This window comes from Acetobacter tropicalis (assembly GCF_030644465.1).
In the GTDB taxonomy this organism is placed as follows: Bacteria; Pseudomonadota; Alphaproteobacteria; order Acetobacterales; family Acetobacteraceae; genus Acetobacter; species Acetobacter tropicalis.
The window spans coordinates 1,395,396-1,416,696 of record NZ_JAUYUW010000001.1 but is presented as its reverse complement, the minus strand read 5'-3'; the positions used below and the strand labels follow the sequence as shown (position 1 = coordinate 1,416,696).

21 protein-coding genes and 1 tRNA gene are annotated in these 21,301 nt (G+C 57.3%); 8 read left to right on the top strand and 14 right to left on the bottom strand.

What is annotated here, in order from left to right; genetic code table 11:
* Positions 1 to 5: 5 nt before the first annotated feature.
* Positions 6 to 1,202: a serine hydrolase domain-containing protein gene (locus QWU00_RS06315; RefSeq protein WP_035380193.1), complete on the bottom strand. Its 1,197-nt coding sequence runs from the start codon at positions 1,200 to 1,202 to the stop codon at positions 6 to 8.
* 84 nt (positions 1,203 to 1,286) lie between these two features.
* Entirely contained in the window at positions 1,287 to 1,967 is a 681-nt protein-coding gene (gene alkB, locus QWU00_RS06310) for a DNA oxidative demethylase AlkB (RefSeq protein WP_035380191.1), read from the bottom strand.
* A gap of 168 nt (positions 1,968 to 2,135) precedes the next feature.
* Between alkB and QWU00_RS06305 the strand changes: the two genes are divergently transcribed.
* Positions 2,136 to 2,537 carry a hypothetical protein gene (locus QWU00_RS06305; protein WP_052051355.1) on the top strand — a complete coding sequence of 134 codons (402 nt, stop codon included), beginning with the start codon at positions 2,136 to 2,138 and terminating at the stop codon, positions 2,535 to 2,537.
* Positions 2,538 to 2,853: 316 nt separating this feature from the next.
* Here the strand turns inward: QWU00_RS06305 and QWU00_RS06300 are convergent, their stop codons facing one another.
* From QWU00_RS06300 to QWU00_RS06280, 5 genes are all read right to left on the bottom strand, one after another.
* Positions 2,854 to 4,344, bottom strand: a complete 1,491-nt coding sequence (locus tag QWU00_RS06300) for a sodium:solute symporter family protein (protein WP_035380189.1) — start codon at positions 4,342 to 4,344, stop codon at positions 2,854 to 2,856.
* Positions 4,341 to 4,520 carry a DUF3311 domain-containing protein gene (locus QWU00_RS06295; RefSeq protein WP_006559508.1) on the bottom strand — a complete coding sequence of 60 codons (180 nt, stop codon included), beginning with the start codon at positions 4,518 to 4,520 and terminating at the stop codon, positions 4,341 to 4,343. Before QWU00_RS06295 ends, QWU00_RS06300 begins: the two co-directional genes overlap by 4 nt.
* A gap of 180 nt (positions 4,521 to 4,700) precedes the next feature.
* Positions 4,701 to 5,168 (bottom strand): hypothetical protein, encoded by a 468-nt coding sequence (locus QWU00_RS06290; RefSeq protein ID WP_035380187.1) that lies wholly within the window; start codon positions 5,166 to 5,168, stop codon positions 4,701 to 4,703.
* Positions 5,169 to 5,236: 68 nt separating this feature from the next.
* Positions 5,237 to 6,415: an anhydro-N-acetylmuramic acid kinase gene (locus QWU00_RS06285; RefSeq protein ID WP_392388269.1), complete on the bottom strand. Its 1,179-nt coding sequence runs from the start codon at positions 6,413 to 6,415 to the stop codon at positions 5,237 to 5,239.
* Positions 6,412 to 6,753 carry a hypothetical protein gene (locus QWU00_RS06280; RefSeq protein ID WP_231551682.1) on the bottom strand — a complete coding sequence of 114 codons (342 nt, stop codon included), beginning with the start codon at positions 6,751 to 6,753 and terminating at the stop codon, positions 6,412 to 6,414. Before QWU00_RS06280 ends, QWU00_RS06285 begins: the two co-directional genes overlap by 4 nt.
* A 220-nt stretch (positions 6,754 to 6,973) precedes the next feature.
* Here QWU00_RS06280 and QWU00_RS06275 point away from each other — a divergent pair, with 220 nt between their 5' ends.
* The gene (locus QWU00_RS06275; protein ID WP_035380312.1) at positions 6,974 to 7,591 is read left to right on the top strand and encodes a DNA-3-methyladenine glycosylase I; all 618 of its coding nucleotides are present in this window, start codon (positions 6,974 to 6,976) and stop codon (positions 7,589 to 7,591) included.
* Positions 7,592 to 7,663: 72 nt separating this feature from the next.
* Here the strand turns inward: QWU00_RS06275 and QWU00_RS06270 are convergent, their stop codons facing one another.
* The 6 genes from QWU00_RS06270 to QWU00_RS06245 form a co-directional block, all read right to left on the bottom strand.
* Positions 7,664 to 8,230: a cupin domain-containing protein gene (locus tag QWU00_RS06270; RefSeq protein WP_052051353.1), complete on the bottom strand. Its 567-nt coding sequence runs from the start codon at positions 8,228 to 8,230 to the stop codon at positions 7,664 to 7,666.
* A gap of 165 nt (positions 8,231 to 8,395) precedes the next feature.
* Positions 8,396 to 9,136: a pyridoxine 5'-phosphate synthase gene (locus tag QWU00_RS06265; RefSeq protein ID WP_035380185.1), complete on the bottom strand. Its 741-nt coding sequence runs from the start codon at positions 9,134 to 9,136 to the stop codon at positions 8,396 to 8,398.
* Positions 9,133 to 10,104, bottom strand: coding sequence for a 4-hydroxythreonine-4-phosphate dehydrogenase PdxA (gene pdxA, locus QWU00_RS06260; RefSeq protein WP_035380183.1), 972 nt, complete (start codon positions 10,102 to 10,104; stop codon positions 9,133 to 9,135). Before pdxA ends, QWU00_RS06265 begins: the two co-directional genes overlap by 4 nt.
* Positions 10,105 to 10,116: 12 nt before the next feature.
* Positions 10,117 to 11,514 (bottom strand): dipeptidase, encoded by a 1,398-nt coding sequence (locus tag QWU00_RS06255; protein ID WP_035380181.1) that lies wholly within the window; start codon positions 11,512 to 11,514, stop codon positions 10,117 to 10,119.
* 106 nt (positions 11,515 to 11,620) lie between these two features.
* Positions 11,621 to 12,283, bottom strand: coding sequence for a hypothetical protein (locus QWU00_RS06250; protein WP_035380179.1), 663 nt, complete (start codon positions 12,281 to 12,283; stop codon positions 11,621 to 11,623).
* A 57-nt stretch (positions 12,284 to 12,340) separates the two neighbouring features.
* Positions 12,341 to 12,847, bottom strand: coding sequence for a protein-export chaperone SecB (locus tag QWU00_RS06245; RefSeq protein ID WP_006559654.1), 507 nt, complete (start codon positions 12,845 to 12,847; stop codon positions 12,341 to 12,343).
* Between the two features lie 206 nt (positions 12,848 to 13,053).
* Between QWU00_RS06245 and QWU00_RS06240 the strand changes: the two genes are divergently transcribed.
* From QWU00_RS06240 to QWU00_RS06215, 6 genes are all read left to right on the top strand, one after another.
* Positions 13,054 to 13,401: a lipopolysaccharide assembly protein LapA domain-containing protein gene (locus QWU00_RS06240; RefSeq protein ID WP_035380176.1), complete on the top strand. Its 348-nt coding sequence runs from the start codon at positions 13,054 to 13,056 to the stop codon at positions 13,399 to 13,401.
* Complete coding sequence (gene pyrF, locus QWU00_RS06235; RefSeq protein ID WP_006559656.1) at positions 13,401 to 14,105, top strand: orotidine-5'-phosphate decarboxylase; 705 nt, start codon at positions 13,401 to 13,403, stop codon at positions 14,103 to 14,105. The genes QWU00_RS06240 and pyrF overlap by 1 nt, the downstream gene beginning before the upstream one ends.
* Positions 14,105 to 14,767, top strand: coding sequence for a phosphoribosylanthranilate isomerase (locus QWU00_RS06230; RefSeq protein ID WP_052051352.1), 663 nt, complete (start codon positions 14,105 to 14,107; stop codon positions 14,765 to 14,767). Before pyrF ends, QWU00_RS06230 begins: the two co-directional genes overlap by 1 nt.
* 65 nt (positions 14,768 to 14,832) lie before the next feature.
* Positions 14,833 to 14,923, top strand: a tRNA-Ser gene (locus tag QWU00_RS06225).
* A gap of 373 nt (positions 14,924 to 15,296) precedes the next feature.
* Entirely contained in the window at positions 15,297 to 17,225 is a 1,929-nt protein-coding gene (locus QWU00_RS06220; protein WP_035380174.1) for a hypothetical protein, read from the top strand.
* Positions 17,226 to 17,272: 47 nt separating this feature from the next.
* A complete protein-coding gene (locus tag QWU00_RS06215; RefSeq protein ID WP_035380172.1) occupies positions 17,273 to 19,177 on the top strand; it encodes a toll/interleukin-1 receptor domain-containing protein in 1,905 nt (634 codons plus the stop codon).
* A gap of 106 nt (positions 19,178 to 19,283) precedes the next feature.
* On the opposite strand, the gene thiC is transcribed toward QWU00_RS06215, so the two are convergent.
* Positions 19,284 to 21,149, bottom strand: a complete 1,866-nt coding sequence (gene thiC, locus QWU00_RS06210; RefSeq protein WP_052051351.1) for a phosphomethylpyrimidine synthase ThiC — start codon at positions 21,147 to 21,149, stop codon at positions 19,284 to 19,286.
* Between the last annotated feature and the right edge of the window lie 152 nt (positions 21,150 to 21,301).

Below are 21,301 nucleotides of genomic sequence, written 5' to 3'. Positions count from 1 at the left end.
CCGTTTTATCCGGCTGGTGGCTGATCAGAAACATGTTGCAGGGCGAGCGCCGCAGCGGTTGCAACATCGCGCCGTAAGGCGATGACGTTGCCTTTGCCATCCGGATGCACCCTGTTGGTCAGGATCAGCACAAAGCTTTCCGTTTCCGGAACCAGCCACAACGAGGTTCCGGTAAAACCTGTATGGCCAAAGGATGTTGCTGGAAAAACCGTGCCTCGTGGTGTGGAATAGTGGGTGGCAATATCCCACCCAAGCCCGCGCAGATCCTGCTTGCCCTTGGGTTGCTGCGGGGTGGACATCAGAACCAGTGTTTCCTGTTTCAACGGGAAAGGTGATGGTTTTCCAGCCCGTTTTGCCAGCAGGGCCTTGGCGTAGGTTATCATGTCATCCGCACAGGAGAACAGCCCGGCATGGCCCGCCACGCCTCCCATGCGGCGGGTGGTAGGATCATGCACTACGCCGCGTAACATGGTGTGTGTGTCATCAAACTGGGTGGGAGCAATGGCGCTGCCCAGAACGGGATCAGGCTGAAAGAAAGTCCGTTTCAGCCCTAGGGGAGAGAGGATGGCACGCGCGGCATACTCATCCAGCGGCAGGCCGGAGAGCTTTTCCACAATCAGCCCCAGTGTGATGAAATTGATATCGCTATAAACAAACTGCTCGCCGGGGGGATGCTGCAAGGGTGCGTTCAACGCCAGAGACACCGCAGTTTCTTTTCCGCTCCAGGGGGTGGAAAGATCCACGTCTGGCGGCAGGCCGGAATAATGGGTCAGTAACTGGCGGATGGTAACAGCCTGTTTTCCGTTGGCGGCAAACGCGGGCAGATAGCGGCAGACGGGGTCATCCAGTTTCAGCTGCCCCTGTTCATAAAGCTGCATAATGGCAGGGGCGGTAATCAGCACTTTAGTCAGGGAGGCCATGTCAAACAGGGTCTGCCATGTCATGGGCTCAGGGTGGGGGACCAGGGCCCGGTTGCCAAACACGCCTTTCCATACGGTTTGCCCTTCGGTACCTACGGCCGCTACTGCGCCGGGTGTCTGGCCTTTGGCAATGGCGGCGCGGAACAGATCTTCCACCGGCAGGAAGCGTGAGGGAGTCGTCTCTGCCCGTGCAGAGGGAAGATGCCGCAACATCATGCTGCCCGTGGCAAGAGCAGCGGTTTTCAGGGCCTTGCGGCGGGAACAGGCGGAGGAGAAAGGCATGGGCGCATATCCTGCTACAGGCCGTGCCAAGGCGGCACGAAAGAGAGGACTGTAAGCGGTTTTTATCCGTGCGTGGAGAGGCTATCAGTCCGTTGGTGCAACAAACCTGAAGGTCAGGTTGAACCGCACCCGTCCTGTTACGGGGTGGAGACCATCGGCCAGTGGTTTCACGCCATGGTAATGCAGGCGCGCTTTACCGCCCCATACCAGAACATCACCATGTTCAAGCAGGATGGCATGCGGCGCTGTGGACCGTTTCAGGCCACCCCATAGAAAGGAAATGGGCAGACCAAGCGAGACAGAGACAATAGGCTGACTGAAATCTCCTTCATCCTTGTCCTGATGCAGCGCCATGCGGGTGCCGGGTTCGTAGCGGTTGATCAGGCAGGCATTGGGGTGAAAGCCCTTAAAGCCTGCCGCCTCTGCGCTGCGGGTTGCCAGTTTCTGCCATGTCGGAGGGAGCGGGGGCCAGGCCTGATTGTTCAGTGGGTCCGTGGGGGTGTAACGGTAACCGCTACGGTCTGTGACCCATCCCAGCGCGCCGCAATTTGTCATGCCCACAGACATTTTGCCGCCGCCCGGCGTCATCATGGTGCGGAAAGGCGCGTTTTCGGCGATATCGTGAAGTGCGCTGATCAGTTCTGAAGCCTCAGACAGGGCAAAGCCGCGCAAGAGCATCGCGCCCGGACTGAGGGTGACCCGCTTGGGCCGTGTGTCCACCAGCGTAAGATCCATTTGTGCAAGAGGCAACGGTGAATGGGGCATGGGCACCTTCCTGACACATCGTTCTGTTAAGAGGTGTGCCTGTGTGACAGGAGGCACAACGGTCCTGTGAAAAATATTTACGTCTTCCTGCGTGTCTGGCAGAGAAATTGTGACGTTGGCAGAGGGAGAATCCCTGCGTGCTTCCTTATGTGATTGGGGTGGAAAACCATGCGTGACATTCTGATCGTGGGCGGTTTACCTGCTGTTGTGACCCTTGATCCTGCAACATTTGTCTTCCGGGGTGTGTTTGTGGGGCTGGATGGAGAAGTGGATTTTTACGCCACCCGCGCATCAGAACTGCCGGAGAAAGGGACCGAGGCGCTCAAGCTGTTTCTTGCCGCCTGCCAGGCCCGTAACCGGCACCCGTTGCAGCGCCGCAAGGGGCTGCCGCCCGGCTATGTGCTTGAAGACATCTATGCCGAATTTAAAGCCATAGCGGCACAGCGAGGGCAGTCTCTGGAAAGTTTTGTGGAGGAGCAGCGTCAACCGTTTGTCCCGAAACGGGAGCCCTCCGAGTTTGAAAAACTGATAGCACATCAGGAAGAAATGGACCGCCATTACTTCTGCTAACAAGGAGCATAGCAGTCGCATGGAGGGCTCTGAAAACCCTCCTTTCGCGGTTATATGAGAATTATAGTCCCTTGAATAGGGTTACCGGCAGAAAAGCCCGGAGAGAGGGGCTTAGAGCTCTCCACATCCATGCTTGAAAAGGAGCCGCCAGTTTACCAGACGGGATGCAAAGGCCTGCTACGGGCTCCGGTGTGGTATTGGGTGGTTATGTCTCAGGCCGTGTGAGTCGTGCCGCTGCGGACTATCCAACGGCCTGCATGAACGGATAAAGGCGGCTTGCGCCGCCTTTAATTCTCTTAGTCTTGGGCCGTCCGTATCAATGCAGTGTGGGGCGATTACCCGCCGCATAGGGTCTATCTTCCGGCTTGGCGTAATCAGCAGACGCCGCCGGTTTGACCAACGTGATCAGCCCGACCACCACAATATTGACCACCAGAGACATCAGGCCGGTTGAAACATTGCCGGAGAACGGGCCCATATACAGGAAGTGGATGGGTTTCAGGCTGTCCATCAAGCACAGGCCCACCCCGAATACCGTGCCCACAACCCAGCCCGCCAGCATGGCGGCGGCAGAGAAGCGGATGCGCATCAACCCCAGAATAAGGGCCGGGAAGGTCTGTAGAATGATCACCCCGCCCAGAAGCTGGAAATCAATGGCGAACTGAGCGTTCAGGAACATGACGCACAGCAGTGCCCCAACCTTGACGGCAAAGGCGGTCAGGCGACTGTTGCGTACACTTTTATGCCGGGCTGGCAGCAGGTTGTGCGTGACCAGATTGGCGGCCCCAATGGCCATGACGGCGGCTGGCACAAGGGCACCCACGGCAATGGCGGCAAAACAGAAACCACTGAACCATGCGGGAAAGATGGTCTGGAACAGCAGGGGTACCACCAGCGAGTTGTTGGTGGTGGTCACGCCTGCCACATGCGCCATCAGCCCCAGCATGGCGATAAGCCCCAGCACAATGGTGTAGATAGGCAGGAACACCGCATTCTGCCGGATGGTGTCAGCAGACCGTGCGGCCAGAATGCCGGTGAGCGTATGCGGATACAGGAACGCGGCCAACGCGGAGGAAAGCGCCAGCGTGGCATAGGGCATGCCCATGCCGGATTTGAGGATCGGCTGGCTGTGATCTGCTGCCGTGAACAGCGCGGCATAGCCACCCATATGCAGCGGGATGACCGTAACCGCCACCAGCACCGCAATATAGATCATGATGTCTTTGATGAAGGCCGTCAGCGCAGGTGCATGCAGGCCGCCAAGCCACGTGTATGCAGCCAGCGAGAGAAAGGCGATCACCAAGGGAATATCACCCGGCAGACCCAGCGCCTGCACAACCGTGCGGATGCCGATCAACTGCAGGGCAATGTAGGGCATAACCGCCACAAGCCCGGTGAGTGCGACCACAATTTCAAGGGCACGGCTGTTGAAGCGGGCGCGCACAATATCGGCTGCCGTGGCATAGCCCCCTTCCTGCGCGATTTTCCACAACCGTGGCATCACCAGAAAAATGAACGGATACACAATAATGGTGTAGGGCAGGGCGAAGAACCCATAGCCCCCGGCCGCGTAAACAAGGGCAGGCACGGCAATGACGGTATAGGCCGTATAGAAATCGCCCCCCACCAGAAACCATGTAACCCATGGCCCGAACTGCCGCCCACCGAGGGACCAGTCTTCACTGGAATGCGCGCTTTTGCCGCGGCTGAGCGTTTTGCGGATCCACTGGATGGAGCTGCCGATCACAATGGTGGCGGCAAAAAAGAAAACAAAGACGCCCAGCGCCCATGGGTTCACGCCGTTCATGCGTCATGCCCCTTTTTCCAGACAATCCAGATGATAACGGACGTTACCGGCACCCAGGCGAACTGGTACCAGTAGAAGAACGGAAACCCGAGCAGAACCGGATCATACCGGTCATAGAGCGGTGTCCACAGCAGCCCCAGAAAGGGCAGTAGGAGCAGCAGATTCAGTTTTTTCATGATAAGCGGCGGCCAGATGTTATTGTTTTTTGTTGGACCACTTTAGTCATGCAGAGCGGGTGTGATGGTGTCAATCACCATTTGTCCAACCGCTCCGTGCATGACCCGGTTGTGTTGTTTTGAACGCAGCCGTTACAACACGATTGGCAGGATAAGGGGGCTTTTCCTGCCTGTGCGGCCTCAGGAAGAGGTCTTGCGGTTTTGCAGCACGGCGTTCAGGCGATCGCTGTATTTGCGGTAACTGCCTTCGGGCACGCACCCCATTTCTTCCAGATCTTCCAGATCCGCCCCATGGTTGATCCAGCTATTGACCTCTCTGAAATCCAGCGCGGCGGGAATGGCGTGGGGTTCAAAAACAACTGCGCGGTCTTCTCCCTCTGTTGCGCCAAACGGCATGAAGGACTCTGCAGCAGGGGTTTTGGTGTCCTGCAGGCTGACTTCCCCGCAGACAATCTGCTTTTCGCCCGTTTTGTGGGTTGCCAGGTTGCGAAAGTGTGGGTGGGCATCCGGAAACTGGGTGGCAACGCTTTTGAGCGTGTTTTTGACAAACGGGCTTGCCGCTTTGTCACTGCCGTCAATGACCGTTTGTGCACAGGCCGGGACGGCAGGCGCCAGCAGGCTGAGGCAGAGCAGTAAAGCGTGCTTCATGGTGGGGTCCTTCTCACTTGCAAGGGGTATGGTGGGGTCTGGGGCGGTAGAGATCAACCACCCACCCCTCAGGTTCTGTGTGGCATCAGTCTGGCACAGGCTTCAAAACGGGATGGGGCAAGGCCGCCACAGGTGAGTCGTCCGCCCGTCAGGGGGCGCGGCACGCCCGTAGTGGTGGGCAGGGAGAGGGGACGCCCCAGCAGGCTACGCGCGGCCAGAAAGCCAAAACATTCGGCTTCCAGCGCATCTCCATCCCATCCCAACGCTTCAACCGGCTGTACGGTGCCCGCCAGCCTTTGGCGCAAGGCGGCCATCAGTGCCGGGTTGTGCCGCCCTCCGCCACAGACAAACCACGCTTGGGGGGCTGCGGGTAACGGCGTGCGGGCTACAGTCTCGGCGGTAAATGCCACCAATGTTGCGGCACCATCCTCAGGGCTGAGGCCCGCCAGATAGTCCAGCCCTTTATGGAAGGAGAGTCTGTCCAGAGATTTGGGCGCAGGACGGCTGAAAAATGGATGGTCCAGTAACCGTTCCAGTACGGCGGGATTGACCGTGCCACGCAGCGAGAGAGCGCCGTCTTGATCGTATCGCTGGCCCGTGTGCTGGAAGGTCCAGTCATCCAGCAGGGCGTTGCCGGGGCCTGTATCACAGGCCAGCACGTCTCCGCTTTGGGTCAGGAGTGTCATGTTGGCGACGCCGCCAATATTCAGCACAGCTACGGGCGCGGGCTGCCCGTGTAGCAGGGCGGCGTGATAGAGGGGGGCGAGAGGTGCTCCTTCTCCACCCGCCTGCACGTCCGCGCTGCGAAAATCATGAATGACAGGCGTGTTTGTGGCGGTGGAAAGCTGGGCGGCATCTCCAATCTGCCATGTGCGGCCCGGCTCATGCAGAATGGTCTGTCCGTGGAAGCCGATCAGGTCAGGCGTTATGCCGCCAGCCTTGTCACACAAGGTAAGAACGGCCTGAACATGCACGTTTGTCAAAGCCTGTTCGGCAGCCAGCACCTGCGCATCCTGCGCGTTGCAGCGCGTCGCCTCATCCAGCAGGGACCGCAACCGGGTGCGGAGGGCGGGCGAATAAGGGAGAGTGAGAGCTGGACCGTGGCTGAAAATCTGCGTGCCGTCTGTGGTCAGTATGGCGGCATCCACACCATCCAGGGATGTTCCGCTCATCAGCCCCACAGTTATCAGCCGGGGAGCTGACGCGTCTGGCGTGGTGGGGTTGGCCGGAGCGCTGGCGTCTGTCATGGGGCGGAGGGAGTGGGGAGGATCAGGCCGGACCGCAGGCGGTGCGTGCTTACCTGCCACAGCAACACCTTATCCTGTCCGTTTTCCGACACATGCAGGGCCAGAAGATCATCCTGCACACGGGCCATGCTCAACAGGCGTGTGCCGGGCGGCAGCGTGACTGGCCCTTGTGCGTCCTCCTGCAAGGGAACGCTGGCAGGCAGGGAAGGATGCGTGGGGCCGGCATTCATGCGGTGGAGAATGACCCATACAAGGGTAATGGTACCAGCAATAATCAGAATACCCATGCCGATAACCGCAGCCAGCAGAGCCTTGGGCGTGCCTGGTGTTTCTTCCACAATCTCTCCTGTCTTTTCTCTTTTCTGCCGCCCCGTCATGCCAGAATCAGGGTGTGGCAGGGGATTATGAGTGCCTTTTCCGTAATCCGGGTGCAAGGGGGAGGCGGGACTTGTATGCCTTTTCCGCAGCCTCCAGCTTGGGGGCAGATGTCAGGCGTGCTGGAAGCGGCTCCTGCCACTGATTATGGTGGGGGAGGCAGAATTGTTTGGCGGGGGCGTAATGTCTGATCTGATGGCGGGCAAAATGAGATGTGATGACGGCTATGCCCGGTGCCTGTGGGCGTGTTCAGATCCGTTATTGCAACAGTATCATGATACGGAATGGGGCGTGCCTGAACGCAATAGCCGCGCCTTGTGGGAAAAACTGATGCTGGACGGGTTTCAGGCCGGTCTGTCATGGCGGCTTATTCTTGCCCGGCGGGATGCATTTCGGGCCGCTTTTTCCGGCTTTGTACCGGAACGTGTGGCTGCCTATACGCAGCAGGATGTGGAGCGGCTGGTGACAGATGCGCGGATTATCCGCTCCCGCGCCAAGATTGAAGCCGTGATAGGGAATGCCCGCGCCTATCTGGCCATGCAGGATAAAGGGGAAGAGTTTTCAGATTTTGTCTGGGGTCTGGCGGGAGGGCGGAGCGTAGCCGGGGATGGCAGTGGCACGTCCACACGGTCCACATTGGGAGATACGCTTTCCGCCGCCTTGAAAGAAAGAGGCTTTCGTTTTGTTGGGCCGGTTATTGTGCATGCGTGGGCGCAGGCGACAGGATTGATCAATGATCATCACGCATCCTGTTTCTGTCGGCCAGTTTGCGAGAAACAGGCGGCACTCCTCAACGTCTAGAGGGAGGCTGCACAGGATATCCCCTCTTTCTCCCGCTTTCGGTATGTGAAAAATACTGTCTGGGTCGGGTGTTTACTGAAAGCGGCAGGGCTGGCCCGCAGTGGGGGCTTCATTTTCAAGCTGCACGACCAGCAACGTCACGGGGCCATCTCCTACATTTCCGGCCAGATGCCCTTTATGGCCGGCACCATCCGGGCGGGAGAGTTGGTCTTCGCCCAGAGAAATGTCTCCCGGCCCCATTTCTACACGTGTGCCGTCCATAGCCTGCACAAACCATGTGCCCTTGAGCGGGATGATCCACTGCACTTTGGGGTCCGGGTGCCATGCTCCATTCCAGTGAGCAGGCTGAATGGTTGAAATGATCTTGGCTTTGCCGCTGGAAAGCAGATCCTGCCATTGCGGTCCAGCCGGGGGAGACATGGATTTCAGCGCGTAGGTGTGAAACGTGCATTTTGTCATGTGGCTGACACCGCGGGCGTCTGTCCAGTTGTGCCAATAGGAGGCCTCTGGCTTTTTCCCGCTTTGGGTGGCGGCGGCAGAAGAGGTTGCTTCTGCCGCTATGGGAAGGGATGCTGCTCCCCACACCAGAATGGCCGACAGAAGGGTGACGGCAAGAGTGTGTTTGCGGCGGAGGGCCATCTCTGTTTTTCCCGTTCTGTGAGGCGTGTGTTTTCTTATAACGGCGAAAAACAGGTGGCAGTTGCTTTTCTGGGCATAAGGCAGCCATGTGGGCACCGTGGCTCTGAGCGTGCGTTATGCAAGCCCAGCTTGGCCAAGGTGGGCGTGTTTTAGCTGGACGCTTTTTTAGATTGAGCGGGCCGATCCTTCCTGAATACGCAGCTTCATTTCCTCGATAACGGATGGTAGGCCGTCAAAAATGGCCTGCCCGATCAGGAAGTGTCCGATATTCAGTTCACGGATTTCAGGAAGAGCTGCAACCGGGCCAACGTTTTCAAATGTCAGCCCGTGCCCGGCATGCACTTCCAGACCGGCAGCATGGGCCTGCGTGGCGGCAGCGCGCAGGCGGTCCAGTTCACCCACGCGGCCTTCCGCATACGCGCCGGTGTGCAGTTCCACCACCTGAGCGCCAGCCGTGACGGAGGCTTCCACCTGCGCAGGGTCTGGGTCAATGAACAGGGAAACCCGAATTCCTTTGCTGGCCAAAGCGCGTACGCGGGGTGTCAGGCTTTCCAATTGGCCTGCAACATCCAGCCCGCCTTCGGTTGTCACTTCCTCGCGCCGTTCAGGCACAATGCAGCAGGCGTGGGGCACAAGCGCGCAGGCCAGTGCAACCATTTCATCCGTTGCGGCCATTTCCATGTTCAGCGGGGCAGAAAGCTCCGTGCGCAGGCGTTTGAGGTCCGCATCCCGGATATGGCGGCGGTCTTCGCGCAGATGGGCGGTAATGCCATCGGCCCCGGCCTGCACGGCCAGCAGGGCGGCGGCTACCGGGTCAGGGTGGGTGCCGCCGCGGGCGTTGCGCACGGTGGCAACGTGGTCAATGTTCACACCAAGCCGGATAGGGGGGCGGGTTGCTGTGGTCATGCGGTCTTCTTTCTGTTTTCGCTCAACTGCGCCGCCAGCCGCAGGGCGGCCAACAGGCTGGAGGGATCAGCCAGCCCCTGCCCGGCAATATCAAAAGCCGTGCCATGGTCAGGAGATGTGCGGATAATGGGTAGGCCAAGCGTTACATTCACGCCTTCTGCCATATCCAGTGTTTTTAACGGAATGAGCCCCTGATCATGATACATGCACAAGGCAACATCATATTTTGCCCGCGCCTGTGGAGTGAAAAGTGTATCCGGCGGGTAGGGGCCGGTAATGTCCATACCTTCAGCCTGCAGGGCGGTGATGGCGGGCAGGATGATGTCCTGTTCCTCAGACCCCATCAGTCCGTTTTCTCCGGCATGGGGGTTCAGCCCTGCAACGGCCAGACGTGGGGCCGAAAGTGCAAAATCACGTTGCAACCCTTTTGCCACCGTGCGGGCTGTCTGCATGATCAGGTTTGTCGAGAGCTGATCAATGGCTTTGCGGAGCGCTACATGCACCGTAACCGGCACCACCCGCAGGGATGGGCCAGCAAGCATCATCACATCCTGCCCCGGCACCCCGCACAGTTCCGCCAGATAAGATGTATGGCCGGGATGCGCAAAGCCGGTTTTCTGCACCACTTCCTTGCTGATGGGGTTGGTGACGACCGCACTTGCCGCACCATCCAGAACAAGGGCTACGGCTTTGGCAATGCTGTCTATCACGCTGGGCGCATTGCGGCTGTCCGGTGTGCCGGGTATGGCTGGCGCTGCCAGACCAAGTGGCAGAACCGGAATGGCGGAGGGAAAAACCGCTTCCGCCTCCGCAATGGAGGAGACCACCTGCACGGGGGCGGCACCTTCCAGCAATTCTGGTGCGCCCAGAAACACAAACGCAGGCCCGCTGTGGCGCACTGCCTGCCAGGCTTTGACGGTAATTTCCGGCCCGATGCCTGCCGGGTCTCCCTGTGTCAGAACCAGCATGGCGTTTTTTCCTTACTGTGGGGCGTTGCCGGTCAGCGCATAAAGAACGCGGATCCAGGAGCGGATACCTTTGTGAAAACAGGTGAGATCATATTTCTCGTTGGGGGAATGGACCCGATCGTCTTCCAGACCAAAACCGATCAGCAGAGAGTCCATACCCAGTGCCTGCTGCACTTCTGTCACTACGGGAATGGAGCCACCACAGCCAATAACGGCGGCAGGGTGCTGCCATTCTGCTTCCAGTGCGGTCAGGGCCGGGGGCAGGAAGGGCATATTGGCGGAAACAATGCTGGCGCGTGAGCCACCATGCGGCACAAACTCGGCTGAACAGTCAGCAGGCAGGCGGGCCTGCACATGGGCGCGGAAGGCTGCGCGAATTTTCTCAGGGTCCTGATCACCGACAAGGCGGAAGGAAACCTTGGCCATGGCCTTGGAGGGGAGAACGGTCTTGAACCCCTTTTCCTCATACCCACCGCTGATCCCGTTGATCTCGCAGCTCGGGCGGCACCATGTCTGTTCCAGTGCGGTGTAGCCAATTTCGCCAGCGGGCAGGCTCAGGCCAACCGGGGCCAGACCTTCCTGATCCGTAGGGCCAATCTTGCGCCACAGGGCGCGGGTTTCTTCCGGAATAACCGGAACGCCCTCATAAAAGCCCGGCAGAGTCACGCGGCCGGTGGCGCCGTCACGCAGATCGGACAGGATATCGCACAGGAGTTGGATCGGGTTGCGCGCGGCGTTGCCATACATGCCGGAGTGCAGATCCCGGTTGGCGCAGGTTATGGTCACTTCTTCCCCCACCATGCCACGCAGCATGGTGGTAATGGCGGGCATGCCGCGTGCGAGCATCCCGGTGTCACAGATCAACGCGACATCGGCTTTCAGTTCGTCACGGTTGGCTTCCAGAAACGGCAGCAGGTTCACGCCGCCAGATTCTTCCTCGCCTTCAATCAGTACAGTCACGGAAAGCGGCAACGTGCCATCAGCAGCCTTCAGGGCGCGGCAGGCTTCAAGGAAGGTCATCACCTGTCCCTTGTCATCCGCAGCACCTCGGGCCGTGATTTCCATGTCGCCCGTGGGGCCTTTGACCATCACGGGCTCAAACGGTGCGGAATGCCACAGATCCAGCGGGTCTACCGGCTGAACGTCATAATGCCCGTAAAACAGAACATGGGGTGCGCCCTCGGGGCCTTTGGCGTGGCCCACAACCATCGGGTGGCCGGGGGTTTCACGCACGCTGGCCTCAAACCCGATTTCTTTCAGGGTGTCCACCAGCCATTCTGCGGCTTTGCGGCAGTCTGGCGCGTGTTCGGGCTGGGTGGAAATGCTGGGGATGCGCAGCAGATCAAAAAGACGGCTCAGGCTGGCGTCCAACCCTGTGTCTGCCTGCGTCAGTGCGGCCTGTACGGTCATGTGCGTAACCCTCTGTTTCTCAATCCTGGTGCGTGGAGAAAAGCATCTCCGCCACTTTACATCCTGTTACAGAGTGCAATCCCACGAATAGGGCGGAGAGAAAAGGTCAGAACCCGTTTGGCGTGAAGTCTGCCAGAAACTGATAAAGCACGTTGGGCATGTAGCCATACTCAACCATCATCACCGCGTTGGGGTTCATCCGTGCATACCATTCGGGGTTGAAATGCTCGGAAAGAACAACATGGTTCGGCAGGGTTCTGTCTGTGTGCAGGAACTGCCGGAAAGGGGGCAGAGGCTCATCTGAAGCTTCCGCAGGGCAGTTTTGAAGATAGACATCAGGATTGAAGAATAAATGGCCTGATCGTTTTTCCTGATCTCCTACGCGCAGATAATGATCATACCCGTTGGCAAAACCTTGGCTGGCCAGCGCCTGCGCGTTCGCGTCTGCAAAGCGGGTGGTATAGTAGCGTTCAGAGAACAGATAGTGTGGAGACTGTGTTTTGAACCCTATCTGACAGTAATGTTCAAAACCGGAGCGATACTGGCCAGAGGCAAGGGCTTCCTGTGCTTCCCGGCAGTTCCGCCTGTACCATTCCTCATCAAAATAGCGGTTGGGGGAATGGCCGGAAAACGCGCCCTGGCTTTGATACCATATGGCCAGATCCTCATCCGAGAGTGTGGCGGCATCGCCCAGCACGTCCTTGTATTCCTGCCGGTACCAGACAGGGTCAAACGCCTGCCACAGAGGGGGGAACTGGGCTACTGTCATCACACTGTTTTCCGGATACTGAACAAAAACCGCCGGGGCATTAAGGAAGGAAAAGGCTCAGACTTCTGCGCGGCGGTTACGCCACAGTTGCGCAAAATCAATCTGCTGAATCACAACGGGCAGGAAGCCAGCTTCACGGCTGAGGGTCGCCAGCACATGGCGCGCACCCGGAAACAGCAGGCGCGGGGCTTCTATCAGAAGAAGCGGCTCAAAGGTTTCTGCGGTGGAATTCTGCAGCGTAAAGAGACCAGCGTAGGTCAGGCTGGCTTCAAACAAGGGTGTGGGTTGTTCGCCGTTATTACCGGCCGCAGTCTGGCCACGGCATTGCAGAACAAGCTCCACCTCAAAGTTCGGCTGGTTTTCCCCCAACTGGTGGGCGCGGACATCAACCGCGATGGCAATGTGCGGGCGTTCCTGGGCGCGCATGTAAACAGCCGGCGCGTTGACCGTCTGGAAGGTGACGGTCTTGCTGTATTGTATGCCCATCAGAATGGTGGGATTGCCCCGGCCCGTATTCATGCCGCCATCAACGGAGTCTATCGTGTGTTCGTTATGATCGGACATGTGGGGCAGGAACTCCTTATGATTGTTTGGCTTAAAGCTGAATGCGAAAGAAAATTTCAGTGACTGATATGTCTGGCAGCAGTAACAGATTAGCTCTGGATGTGCGAGACCCCACCTTGGTGTTTTGTCCTGTGCGCAGGCGGGCGGGTCATGGCGGAGCCTTGATAGTCCTTGCTCTTCCAGCAACGTGAGGGTACCACAAAACCATGATCAGACTGACTGTTGTTATCCCGTTTTTGCTGGCGCTTGTTGTCTTCAGCGCCAGTAATCAGGACCCGCTGGATATGTGGTTGCTCACATATAGCTGGAAATGTTCTGCAGGTGTTCTGGCGCTGATTGTCGCTGCCGTCGCCTTTATCATGGGGGCTTTCTGCCTCTGGGCGGCTGAACTTGTGCAGCGCCGCCGGGCGCGCAAGGCTGAACAACGGGTGCGTGAGCTTGAAGCCCAGCTTGCCCAGGTGCAGGCGGCCTCTGCCGCGACCCACGTGGTGGAGCATCCGCAGGGCATACCGACTGCCGCCGTTATTCCTCCTCCTTCTGAAGATTCTATTTAATGGCACGTCAAACCGGGCTTATTGCCGCATTGGACACACAGGACCCCGCCACAGCCAAAGCATGGGCGCAGGCGGTTGGTCCTTCTGCCGGGGCTGTCAAACTGGGGTTGGAGTTTGCCTATGCGGCGGGCTTTCAGGCTGTCGCGGATGTTGCGGGCAGCACGCCTTTGTTCCTGGACCTGAAACTGCATGACATCCCCAATACGGTGGGTGCCGCTGTTCGGGCATTGTCTTACCTGCGGCCCAGAATGCTGACCCTGCATGCATCAGGCGGCAGGGCCATGATGGAAGCGGCGCGGCAGGCGTGTGATGAAGCGTTCCCGGCCGATGCTCGGCCAGCCCTTCTGGCTGTAACAGTGCTGACCAGCCTTGATGACCACGCTCTGGCAGAAACGGGTGTGACGGATGGCGCGCGGGCACAGGTTCTGCGTCTTGGGAAACTGGCCATGCAGGCCGGGATAGACGGGCTTGTCTGCTCAGCCCATGAGATTGCGCCCCTCCGTGATGCGTTGGGAGATGCTCCTTTGCTGGTAACGCCGGGTATCCGCCCAGCGGGGAGTCAGGCAGGGGACCAGAAACGCGTCATGACGCCTGGTGAAGCGCGTCAGGCCGGGGCAGACTGGATTGTGGTCGGGCGTCCTATCACGCAGGCGGCTGACCCGGCCGCAGCGGCAGCGGCAATCGCGGCAGAACTGGCTGGGTAATGGCGCAACCGCCGGGAGACACGATGCCGCATCGGGGCGTGAAAATCTGTGGTCTGACAGAGGAAGCGGGTTTTGATGCCTGCGTAGAGCACGGAGCCGACTGGATCGGCTTTGTCTTCTTTGAGCGTTCCCCCCGCAATATCACGCCCCAGCAGTCGGACCGCCTTTCCCGTCGGCATGCAGGTGGTCCCAAAAGGGTGGGGCTGTTTGTGCATCCAGACGATGACACGCTGGCCCGTGTGCTGGATGGTGTGAAGCTGGATATCCTGCAACTTTATGCCTCACCGGAGCGGGCGTTGGCACTCAGCCAACGGTTGGGCGTGCCGGTCTGGCTTTCCCAACCTGTGTCCAGCCGCGCGGAACTCCCGACAGGTTGCCTGGTTGACCGACTGTTGATCGAGCCAAAGCCGCCCGCACAGGCTACCCGGCCGGGTGGCAACGCTCAAAAGCTGGACTGGTCCATGCTGCACGGCTGGCATCCGCCTTTTCCGTGGATGCTGGCGGGAGGGCTGAACCCGGAAAACGTGGAAGAGGCCGTGACTCTCACGGGTGCGCCAGCCGTGGATGTTTCGTCCGGTGTGGAAAGCGCACCGGGCGTTAAAAGCCCCGAGGCCATAAAACGCTTCATCCAGAACGCCCGGAAACCACATTTTTCCGTTTAAAACGTGCGAGGGGGAGAATTTCCTCTTGCCAGTTTCGCTGATCTTGCTATTACCACACCCGCGCCGGAGAGATGGCCGAGCGGCTTAAGGCGCACGCTTGGAAAGCGTGTGTACGTTAATAGCGTACCGAGGGTTCGAATCCCTCTCTCTCCGCCACGATGCGATTCCCAAAAAGTAACTCTTTTAAGCAAGCGTAAACACGCTCGAAGCTTCTATACGGATGTCTCGCTGGACCTTGTTCCGTTACAGCTGCAGTCACCTGTGGGGGTGGGGCAACAGTAATCAGAATAGTTTGTGTCGTCCATTCTGTTATTTTCAGACAAAAATTTCATTTTTCTTAGCTTTTATGTGCAGATTTTGTTTCTGTTCTGGGGCAGCCTTTGTCTGTACAGGCCGGATGTTCCTCGAAAAAGCGCGAGAACCACTAACATCCGATGCTGTGTTTTGATAAGGATGCAAAGCGCATTATTCTCTATTACGGCGCGTGTCATTTGCATGTTCGGATATATTTAAGGAAAGAATAGAACACATGCCTGCTCTCCCTATTCTTGTTGGTGTTTCAGGCCATCGGAACATTCATCCTCAGGCGCTTGCACCGTTGCGGGAGCATATTTCTTGCGTGCTGAGAGCCTTGCAGGCACTTTATCCTACTCATTTACAAGTGATGACTGCATTAGCTGAAGGCGCGGATCAGGAAGTGGCAGATATTGCTGCCCAGCTTGGTATTCCGGTGGTTTGTATTCTGCCTATGCCCATAGAGGCTTACCGTTTTACCATGGTACCTGAGGCTCGTGAGCGTTTTGACCGTTTATATGCCGGTGATAACGTGAGTTTGCGGTTTACTCTACCGCCCGTTCAGGCCGCTAATGGTGATCCGGCGGCAGAAGATGTTCTGCAATATGAGCAACTTGCCATTCTCCTGAGTCGGCAAAGCCATATCCTGCTGGCGCTATGGAATGGAGAGGATAATGATTCTGCTGAGCAACGACCCGGCCGCCCTCGGCGAGCAGGGCGTGGTGGAACCGCTCATACCGTAGCTATCCGGACGCATGGTGAATATGTTGAAGTTGCTGCTGCCAGTGTAACAGGTAGCCGTCTGTTCGCGGAGCGTCTTCCACGTCTGGAACTGGCGCGCTGCGGTCCGGTTCTCCACCTGCATACGCCCCGGGCGACAGATTCCAACCCGGAGCCTGAAACAGCGGGAATGGCGCGGTGGTGGAGTGATATGCCCGCGGACGATCTGACCCGTAAATACAAAAAACATGATGTGAGGTATTGCTGGCAATCCCTTCCGTCCGGACTAACACCCGCCGAGTGGGAAAAGACTTTAAAGCTTCTGGCCCCCAAGGATTTTGATGCGGTTGTGCTGGCCAGCAATGCCTTGCAGCACACCGGCCAGACGCACGCCAGATTATGCATGACCAGTGGGGTCTATCTTGGGCTTGAAGAGGAAACCCAACCTGACCTTGAGAGAGTAAGGACACTCTTTGGTCAAGCAGATACGCTGTCTTTTATTTCACAGCAAAAGCTGTTGGGGGACTGGGTGCCAGGCATGCGGCCGCGCGCCCGTACGGAAGGCAGGAGGCAATTGGGCGCATTGTTCTGGTTCGCACTTGCTATTCCGACAGGTGTTTCACTTTTTGAAACCTATTGTGAATATGGAAAACCCGTAGGCCTGCTGCTTGCTTATGCTGCTGTGCTTGGCTTGGCGTTTCTGTATTACAATATTCGCGTAAAACCTGGAAAATGGCAGGAGCTTTATCAGGATCATCGTGCTCTTGCCGAAGCCTTGCGTGTGCAGTTTTACTGGTCTGCTTCACAGCTTCCTCTCTCTGTATCAGATAATTATCTACGGCAGCATGAAGGTGAACTGGGTTGGATTCGTCTGGCCTTGCGAGGGCCGTCCCTATGGGCGATGGCTGCTGCATTGATGCACAAACAAACACCACGCAAGGCCATTACGCACATATGGATGGATGGCCAGAGGAACTATTTCCAGAATCGTCTCAAATCGTATGAGAAAATGGCTAGTCGTCTGAAGATGATGATTCACACGACCATAGGGGTACTGTGTATCTGTATCGCTGCGCTGGCGCTTGCTCAGCTTTTATGTGGTGGGGCATTGCCGGAAAGCGTGCCGGAATCCCTGCGTGAACTTCCTTCCGTATTGATTGGTGTTCTGCCTGCTATCCTCGTTTTTTTTCTGACCTTTCAGGAAATGCGTCTGCTGGAGGAACATATTCACGCTTATGATCAGGCGGCAGGCGTGTTTGAGCACGCGGAGCATCAGGCGCGCGGAATCAGGCACGCGCTGGCACAGGCCCATGAAGAGGACCGAAAGGTTTTGGATGATGAGTGGAATGCACTCATGATCACACTGGGAAAAGAATCTCTGGCAGAGAATGCAACGTGGGTTCAGGCGCATCGCAGCCGTCCCATCACGGCCAAGATGGGCTGAACTCCCTTTTGAACGTATCATTACAGATGATAGATAGGCAGAAAATTATGAATGGTCTTGTTTTTCTCAGCTATTCTTCAAAAGATGAAGATTTTGCAAAAAAGCTTGTAAATGACATTGAAAAACGTGGTTTGAAATGTTGGATGAGCTGCCGGGATATTTTACCGGGAGAAGATTACCAAAGTGCCATTGTCAATGCGATGGAGCGTTCTGTGGCTATGCTCCTTCTGTTTAGCGGAAACGCCAATCGTTCAAAGGAAATAGCCAAGGAGCTGGCTCTTGCCAGTTTACGGAATAAACCCGTTATCCCGGCACGTATTGAAGATATTTTACCGACAGGGGCATTTGAGTACCAGATGACCAATGCCCAGTTTATTGATCTGTTCCGTAATTATGGGGATGCCCTGGATCGGCTGTGTGATGCGTTACGCAGACAGGCAGGCTTGCCGGTAGTAGAGGCAGAAGGTTCTCCTTCTAAACGGAATACGCGGACTCTCCTTCTGGGAGGCGGGGCCGCTGTTGTTATTGCCGCAGGGATTGGCGCTTCGGTCTTTTTGCATAAACCGTCCGGCGCACCTGCTGCAATGTCATCTTCTGCTGTGCCGGTGGTGTCTGATGCCCCTAAAATAGCGTCTTTCTCCTCGCATCAGGAAGAAACGAAGTCTATTTCTGGCTCTGAAAAAGCCACGCCAGCTCCACAGATTCCTACTGTGAAGAGAGAAGAGGTACCCTCACCGCCCGTTCAGGCTGCCGCACCTACGCCACTTCCCGCGCCTGCACAGCCAGCTGAAATGCCTTCTTCCGTGAGCCAGAAAGATAACGCAGATCTTGCACCGTTGGTGAAGCAGTTGGCGAGTATTGATCCGAATATGCGAGCTTCTGCTATTGAACGGGGGCTGACGGATAGTGACGGCAAGCTTTCTTATGATCAGGTCACGCAGCTTTTGCATGGCACGCGTGAAGGAAGTCGCTCACAGATTATCCGCATGCTGGTGCCGTCCGTGCAGGCCCCTATACCGGTAACAGTTGCTTTGTCTTTTCTGCAATCCACTGATAATTTCCGCGAAAACAGCATTGAGGTGCTGGATCAGTATCTACCCGATTCCATTGGTGGAGATGAGGTGATCGCTTTGTTGGGAGGGCTGGAACAGGGAAATCGTTATCAGGCTATCAGCAAGCTGAATGACCATATCCAGACACCGCTGACTACAGAACAGACTTTGCGGATTCTGCGTGGTACTGAAGGCTTCTGGACCCAGGGTCTTGAGAAGATATCGTCCAAGCTCGCAAAACCTGTGGCTCCGGCGGATCTTGCGCGTCTGCTTGGAGAAACCCAGCAGGGAAACCGTTTTCAGGGGTTGAAGGCTCTGTCTGTAGCAATGCCTGAAACAATGACCGTAACGGATGTTAATAAACTTCTTGATGGCATGGAGGGTTTTAGAAGCTCCGCAATCGAGTTTATGGCCCGGCGGCTGGAGCGTGATGTATCCCCTACGGATATGGCCAGTCTGCTTGACGGCACGGAGCAGGGAAATAGAATTAACGCCTTGAAAGCTGTTGCTTCCCATATGAAAAAGGGATTGCAAGGCACGGAGATGGTGCCTGTTCTGGAAGGTATGGAAGGGTTCTGGGAAAATGCAGTTTCCACCATACGGCCCAATCTGGGGAAGCCACAATCTCAGGCATCTTTGTTGGCGCTATTGGGTAATACGTCACAAGGGCAGAGATTTGAAATCCTAAGGGATCTACGTGCTTTTTTGCCGAACCAGATGTCCGCTGTCGATGTGCAGGCCCTTCTGCAGCAGACAGACGGTTTTTATGAGCAAGCTCTGGAATTGCTGATTCCAAATATGCGACCGCCGAGTTCGGAAGAAATCGCGCAACTGGTTGCGCCCATTAGTGCATCATTCCAGAGTGGACAGATGATGAAGAGGCTACGCGATATTCGTTGATCTAACCACTATGCCTCAGGCGATATGATAGAGCATTGAAGGCTTTATCATATCGCACTGCAGCGCAAAAACTCCTCACCCGGCGGACCGGGTGAGAAAGAGCTGGTTATTCTGCTGGGACGTAAACTTTTCCGCCAGCTTCACGGAATTCCTTGGTTTTTTCTTCCATGCCGGCCAGCCTGATTGCGTCTTCCTTCAGGTCCTGGCTGATCCGCATGGAACAGAATTTCGGCCCGCACATGGAGCAGAAATGCGCTGTTTTATGCGCTTCGCGCGGCATGGTTTCATCGTGATAGGCGCAGGCGGTATCCGGATCGAGCGAGAGGTTGAACTGGTCTTCCCACCGGAAGGTAAAGCGTGCGCGGCTAAGGGCGTCATCCCGCAGTTTGGCGGCCGGGTGGCCTTTGGCCAGATCCGCCGCGTGGGCTGCAAGACGGTAGGTGATGACACCAGTTTTCACATCATCCCGGTTTGGTAGGCCCAGATGCTCCTTCGGGGTGACGTAACACAGCATGGCGGTGCCAAACCAGCCGATCATGGCTGCCCCAATGGCGGAGGTAATGTGGTCATACCCCGGTGCAATGTCCGTGGTTAACGGGCCAAGCGTGTAGAACGGGGCTTCTCCACATTCCCGCAACTGCTTGTCCATGTTTTCCTTGATCTTGTGCATGGGCACATGGCCCGGCCCTTCGATCATTACCTGACAGCCTTTTGCCCAGGCGATCTGTGTCAGTTCGCCCAGTGTTTCCAGTTCGGCAAACTGTGCGGCGTCGTTTGCATCGGCAATGCTGCCGGGGCGCAGGCCATCGCCAAGCGAGAACGAAACATCATAGGCCCGCATGATATCGCAGATTTCTTCAAAATGCTCATACAGGAAGCTCTCACGGTGGCCGTTCAGGCACCAGCTTGCCATGATGGACCCACCACGGGAGACAATGCCCGTTACGCGGTTGGCGGTAAGCGGCACGTGTTGCAGGCGTACACCGGCATGGATGGTAAAGTAGTCCACGCCCTGTTCCGCCTGTTCAATCAGCGTATCACGGAACACGTCCCAGTTCAGTTTCGCAACATCCCCGCCCACTTTTTCAAGTGCCTGATACAGCGGCACGGTGCCAATGGGGGTGGGGGCGTTGCGCAGAATCCAGTCACGAATGTTGTGGATGTTGCGGCCCGTTGAAAGATCCATCACCGTATCCGCACCCCAGCGGATGGACCACACCAGCTTTTCCACTTCGTCCGCTGCGGAGGACGTGACGGCGGAGTTGCCGATATTGGCGTTTATTTTCACCAGAAAGTTGCGGCCAATAATAACGGGTTCAAGTTCCGGGTGGTTGATGTTGGCGGGAATAATGGCGCGACCGCGGGCAATTTCTTCACGCACAAATTCCGGGGTGACAAATTCGGGCAGTGCTGCGCCAAAGGAATTGCCATCCTGAAGGCGTTCTGTTGCACCTTCCGCTGCTTTCAGGCGGCCCAGATTTTCACGGTGCGCCACATAGATCATCTCTTCCGTGATGATCCCGGCCTTTGCGAATTCATATTGCGTGACCATCTGGCCATCAGCCCCCTTCAGCACACGGTGCGGAGCAGGACAGGGGGCGACGAGATGATCGCCAGAAGCGTTGCCGTTGTCTTCGGGGCGCACTTCACGCGGGGCAATGGGGCTGAAGCCACGACGGGCCAGCCAAGGGGTGCGCACTTTGGGTAGGCCCTGCCGCACGTCAATCTGCTCTTCCGGGTCTGTGTAGGGGCCGGAGGTATCGTACACGCGCAGTGGCGGTTCATTAGCGGAAGGATCAAGTGCTATTTCACGGAATGGCACGCGAATGTCCGCGTGGCCTTCCGGGCTGGAATACACTTTGCGCGACCCCCGAATGGGGCCGGTGGTCACATGGCCCGGTGCGGGTGCCGTTGTGTTGGCCGGGCGTGGGTTGCCGGTATGGGTACGTTCTGAAGTTGTGGCCTGGGTCATAACTCTCTCCTCAGCCAGAGGAGGACGGGGGCAGAAGAGGCTTCCACGGATGTAGGGAGTTCGCGCGCTCTTCTTTTGCACCAGTCCCTCCGCCGGTATTAGCCGGATCAGGTTCCCCGCCAGCGGCATCATGCATGCTGGCGGCAGGGTCG

Coding starts and splice junctions, on each gene's coding strand:
- QWU00_RS06275 (WP_035380312.1), top strand. CDS start 6,974: ATGTCTGATCTGATGGCGGGCAAAATGAGATGTGATGACGGCTATGCC.
- alkB (WP_035380191.1), bottom strand. CDS start 1,967: ATGCCCCATTCACCGTTGCCTCTTGCACAAATGGATCTTACGCTGGTG.
- QWU00_RS06215 (WP_035380172.1), top strand. CDS start 17,273: ATGAATGGTCTTGTTTTTCTCAGCTATTCTTCAAAAGATGAAGATTTT.
- QWU00_RS06270 (WP_052051353.1), bottom strand. CDS start 8,230: ATGGCCCTCCGCCGCAAACACACTCTTGCCGTCACCCTTCTGTCGGCC.
- QWU00_RS06255 (WP_035380181.1), bottom strand. CDS start 11,514: ATGACCGTACAGGCCGCACTGACGCAGGCAGACACAGGGTTGGACGCC.
- pdxA (WP_035380183.1), bottom strand. CDS start 10,104: ATGCTGGTTCTGACACAGGGAGACCCGGCAGGCATCGGGCCGGAAATT.
- thiC (WP_052051351.1), bottom strand. CDS start 21,149: ATGACCCAGGCCACAACTTCAGAACGTACCCATACCGGCAACCCACGC.
- QWU00_RS06220 (WP_035380174.1), top strand. CDS start 15,297: ATGCCTGCTCTCCCTATTCTTGTTGGTGTTTCAGGCCATCGGAACATT.
- pyrF (WP_006559656.1), top strand. CDS start 13,401: ATGGCACGTCAAACCGGGCTTATTGCCGCATTGGACACACAGGACCCC.
- QWU00_RS06230 (WP_052051352.1), top strand. CDS start 14,105: ATGGCGCAACCGCCGGGAGACACGATGCCGCATCGGGGCGTGAAAATC.
- QWU00_RS06265 (WP_035380185.1), bottom strand. CDS start 9,136: ATGACCACAGCAACCCGCCCCCCTATCCGGCTTGGTGTGAACATTGAC.
- QWU00_RS06250 (WP_035380179.1), bottom strand. CDS start 12,283: ATGACAGTAGCCCAGTTCCCCCCTCTGTGGCAGGCGTTTGACCCTGTC.
- QWU00_RS06315 (WP_035380193.1), bottom strand. CDS start 1,202: ATGCCTTTCTCCTCCGCCTGTTCCCGCCGCAAGGCCCTGAAAACCGCT.
- QWU00_RS06305 (WP_052051355.1), top strand. CDS start 2,136: ATGCGTGACATTCTGATCGTGGGCGGTTTACCTGCTGTTGTGACCCTT.
- QWU00_RS06300 (WP_035380189.1), bottom strand. CDS start 4,344: ATGAACGGCGTGAACCCATGGGCGCTGGGCGTCTTTGTTTTCTTTTTT.
- QWU00_RS06285 (WP_392388269.1), bottom strand. CDS start 6,415: ATGACAGACGCCAGCGCTCCGGCCAACCCCACCACGCCAGACGCGTCA.
- QWU00_RS06240 (WP_035380176.1), top strand. CDS start 13,054: ATGATCAGACTGACTGTTGTTATCCCGTTTTTGCTGGCGCTTGTTGTC.
- QWU00_RS06295 (WP_006559508.1), bottom strand. CDS start 4,520: ATGAAAAAACTGAATCTGCTGCTCCTACTGCCCTTTCTGGGGCTGCTG.
- QWU00_RS06245 (WP_006559654.1), bottom strand. CDS start 12,847: ATGTCCGATCATAACGAACACACGATAGACTCCGTTGATGGCGGCATG.
- QWU00_RS06290 (WP_035380187.1), bottom strand. CDS start 5,168: ATGAAGCACGCTTTACTGCTCTGCCTCAGCCTGCTGGCGCCTGCCGTC.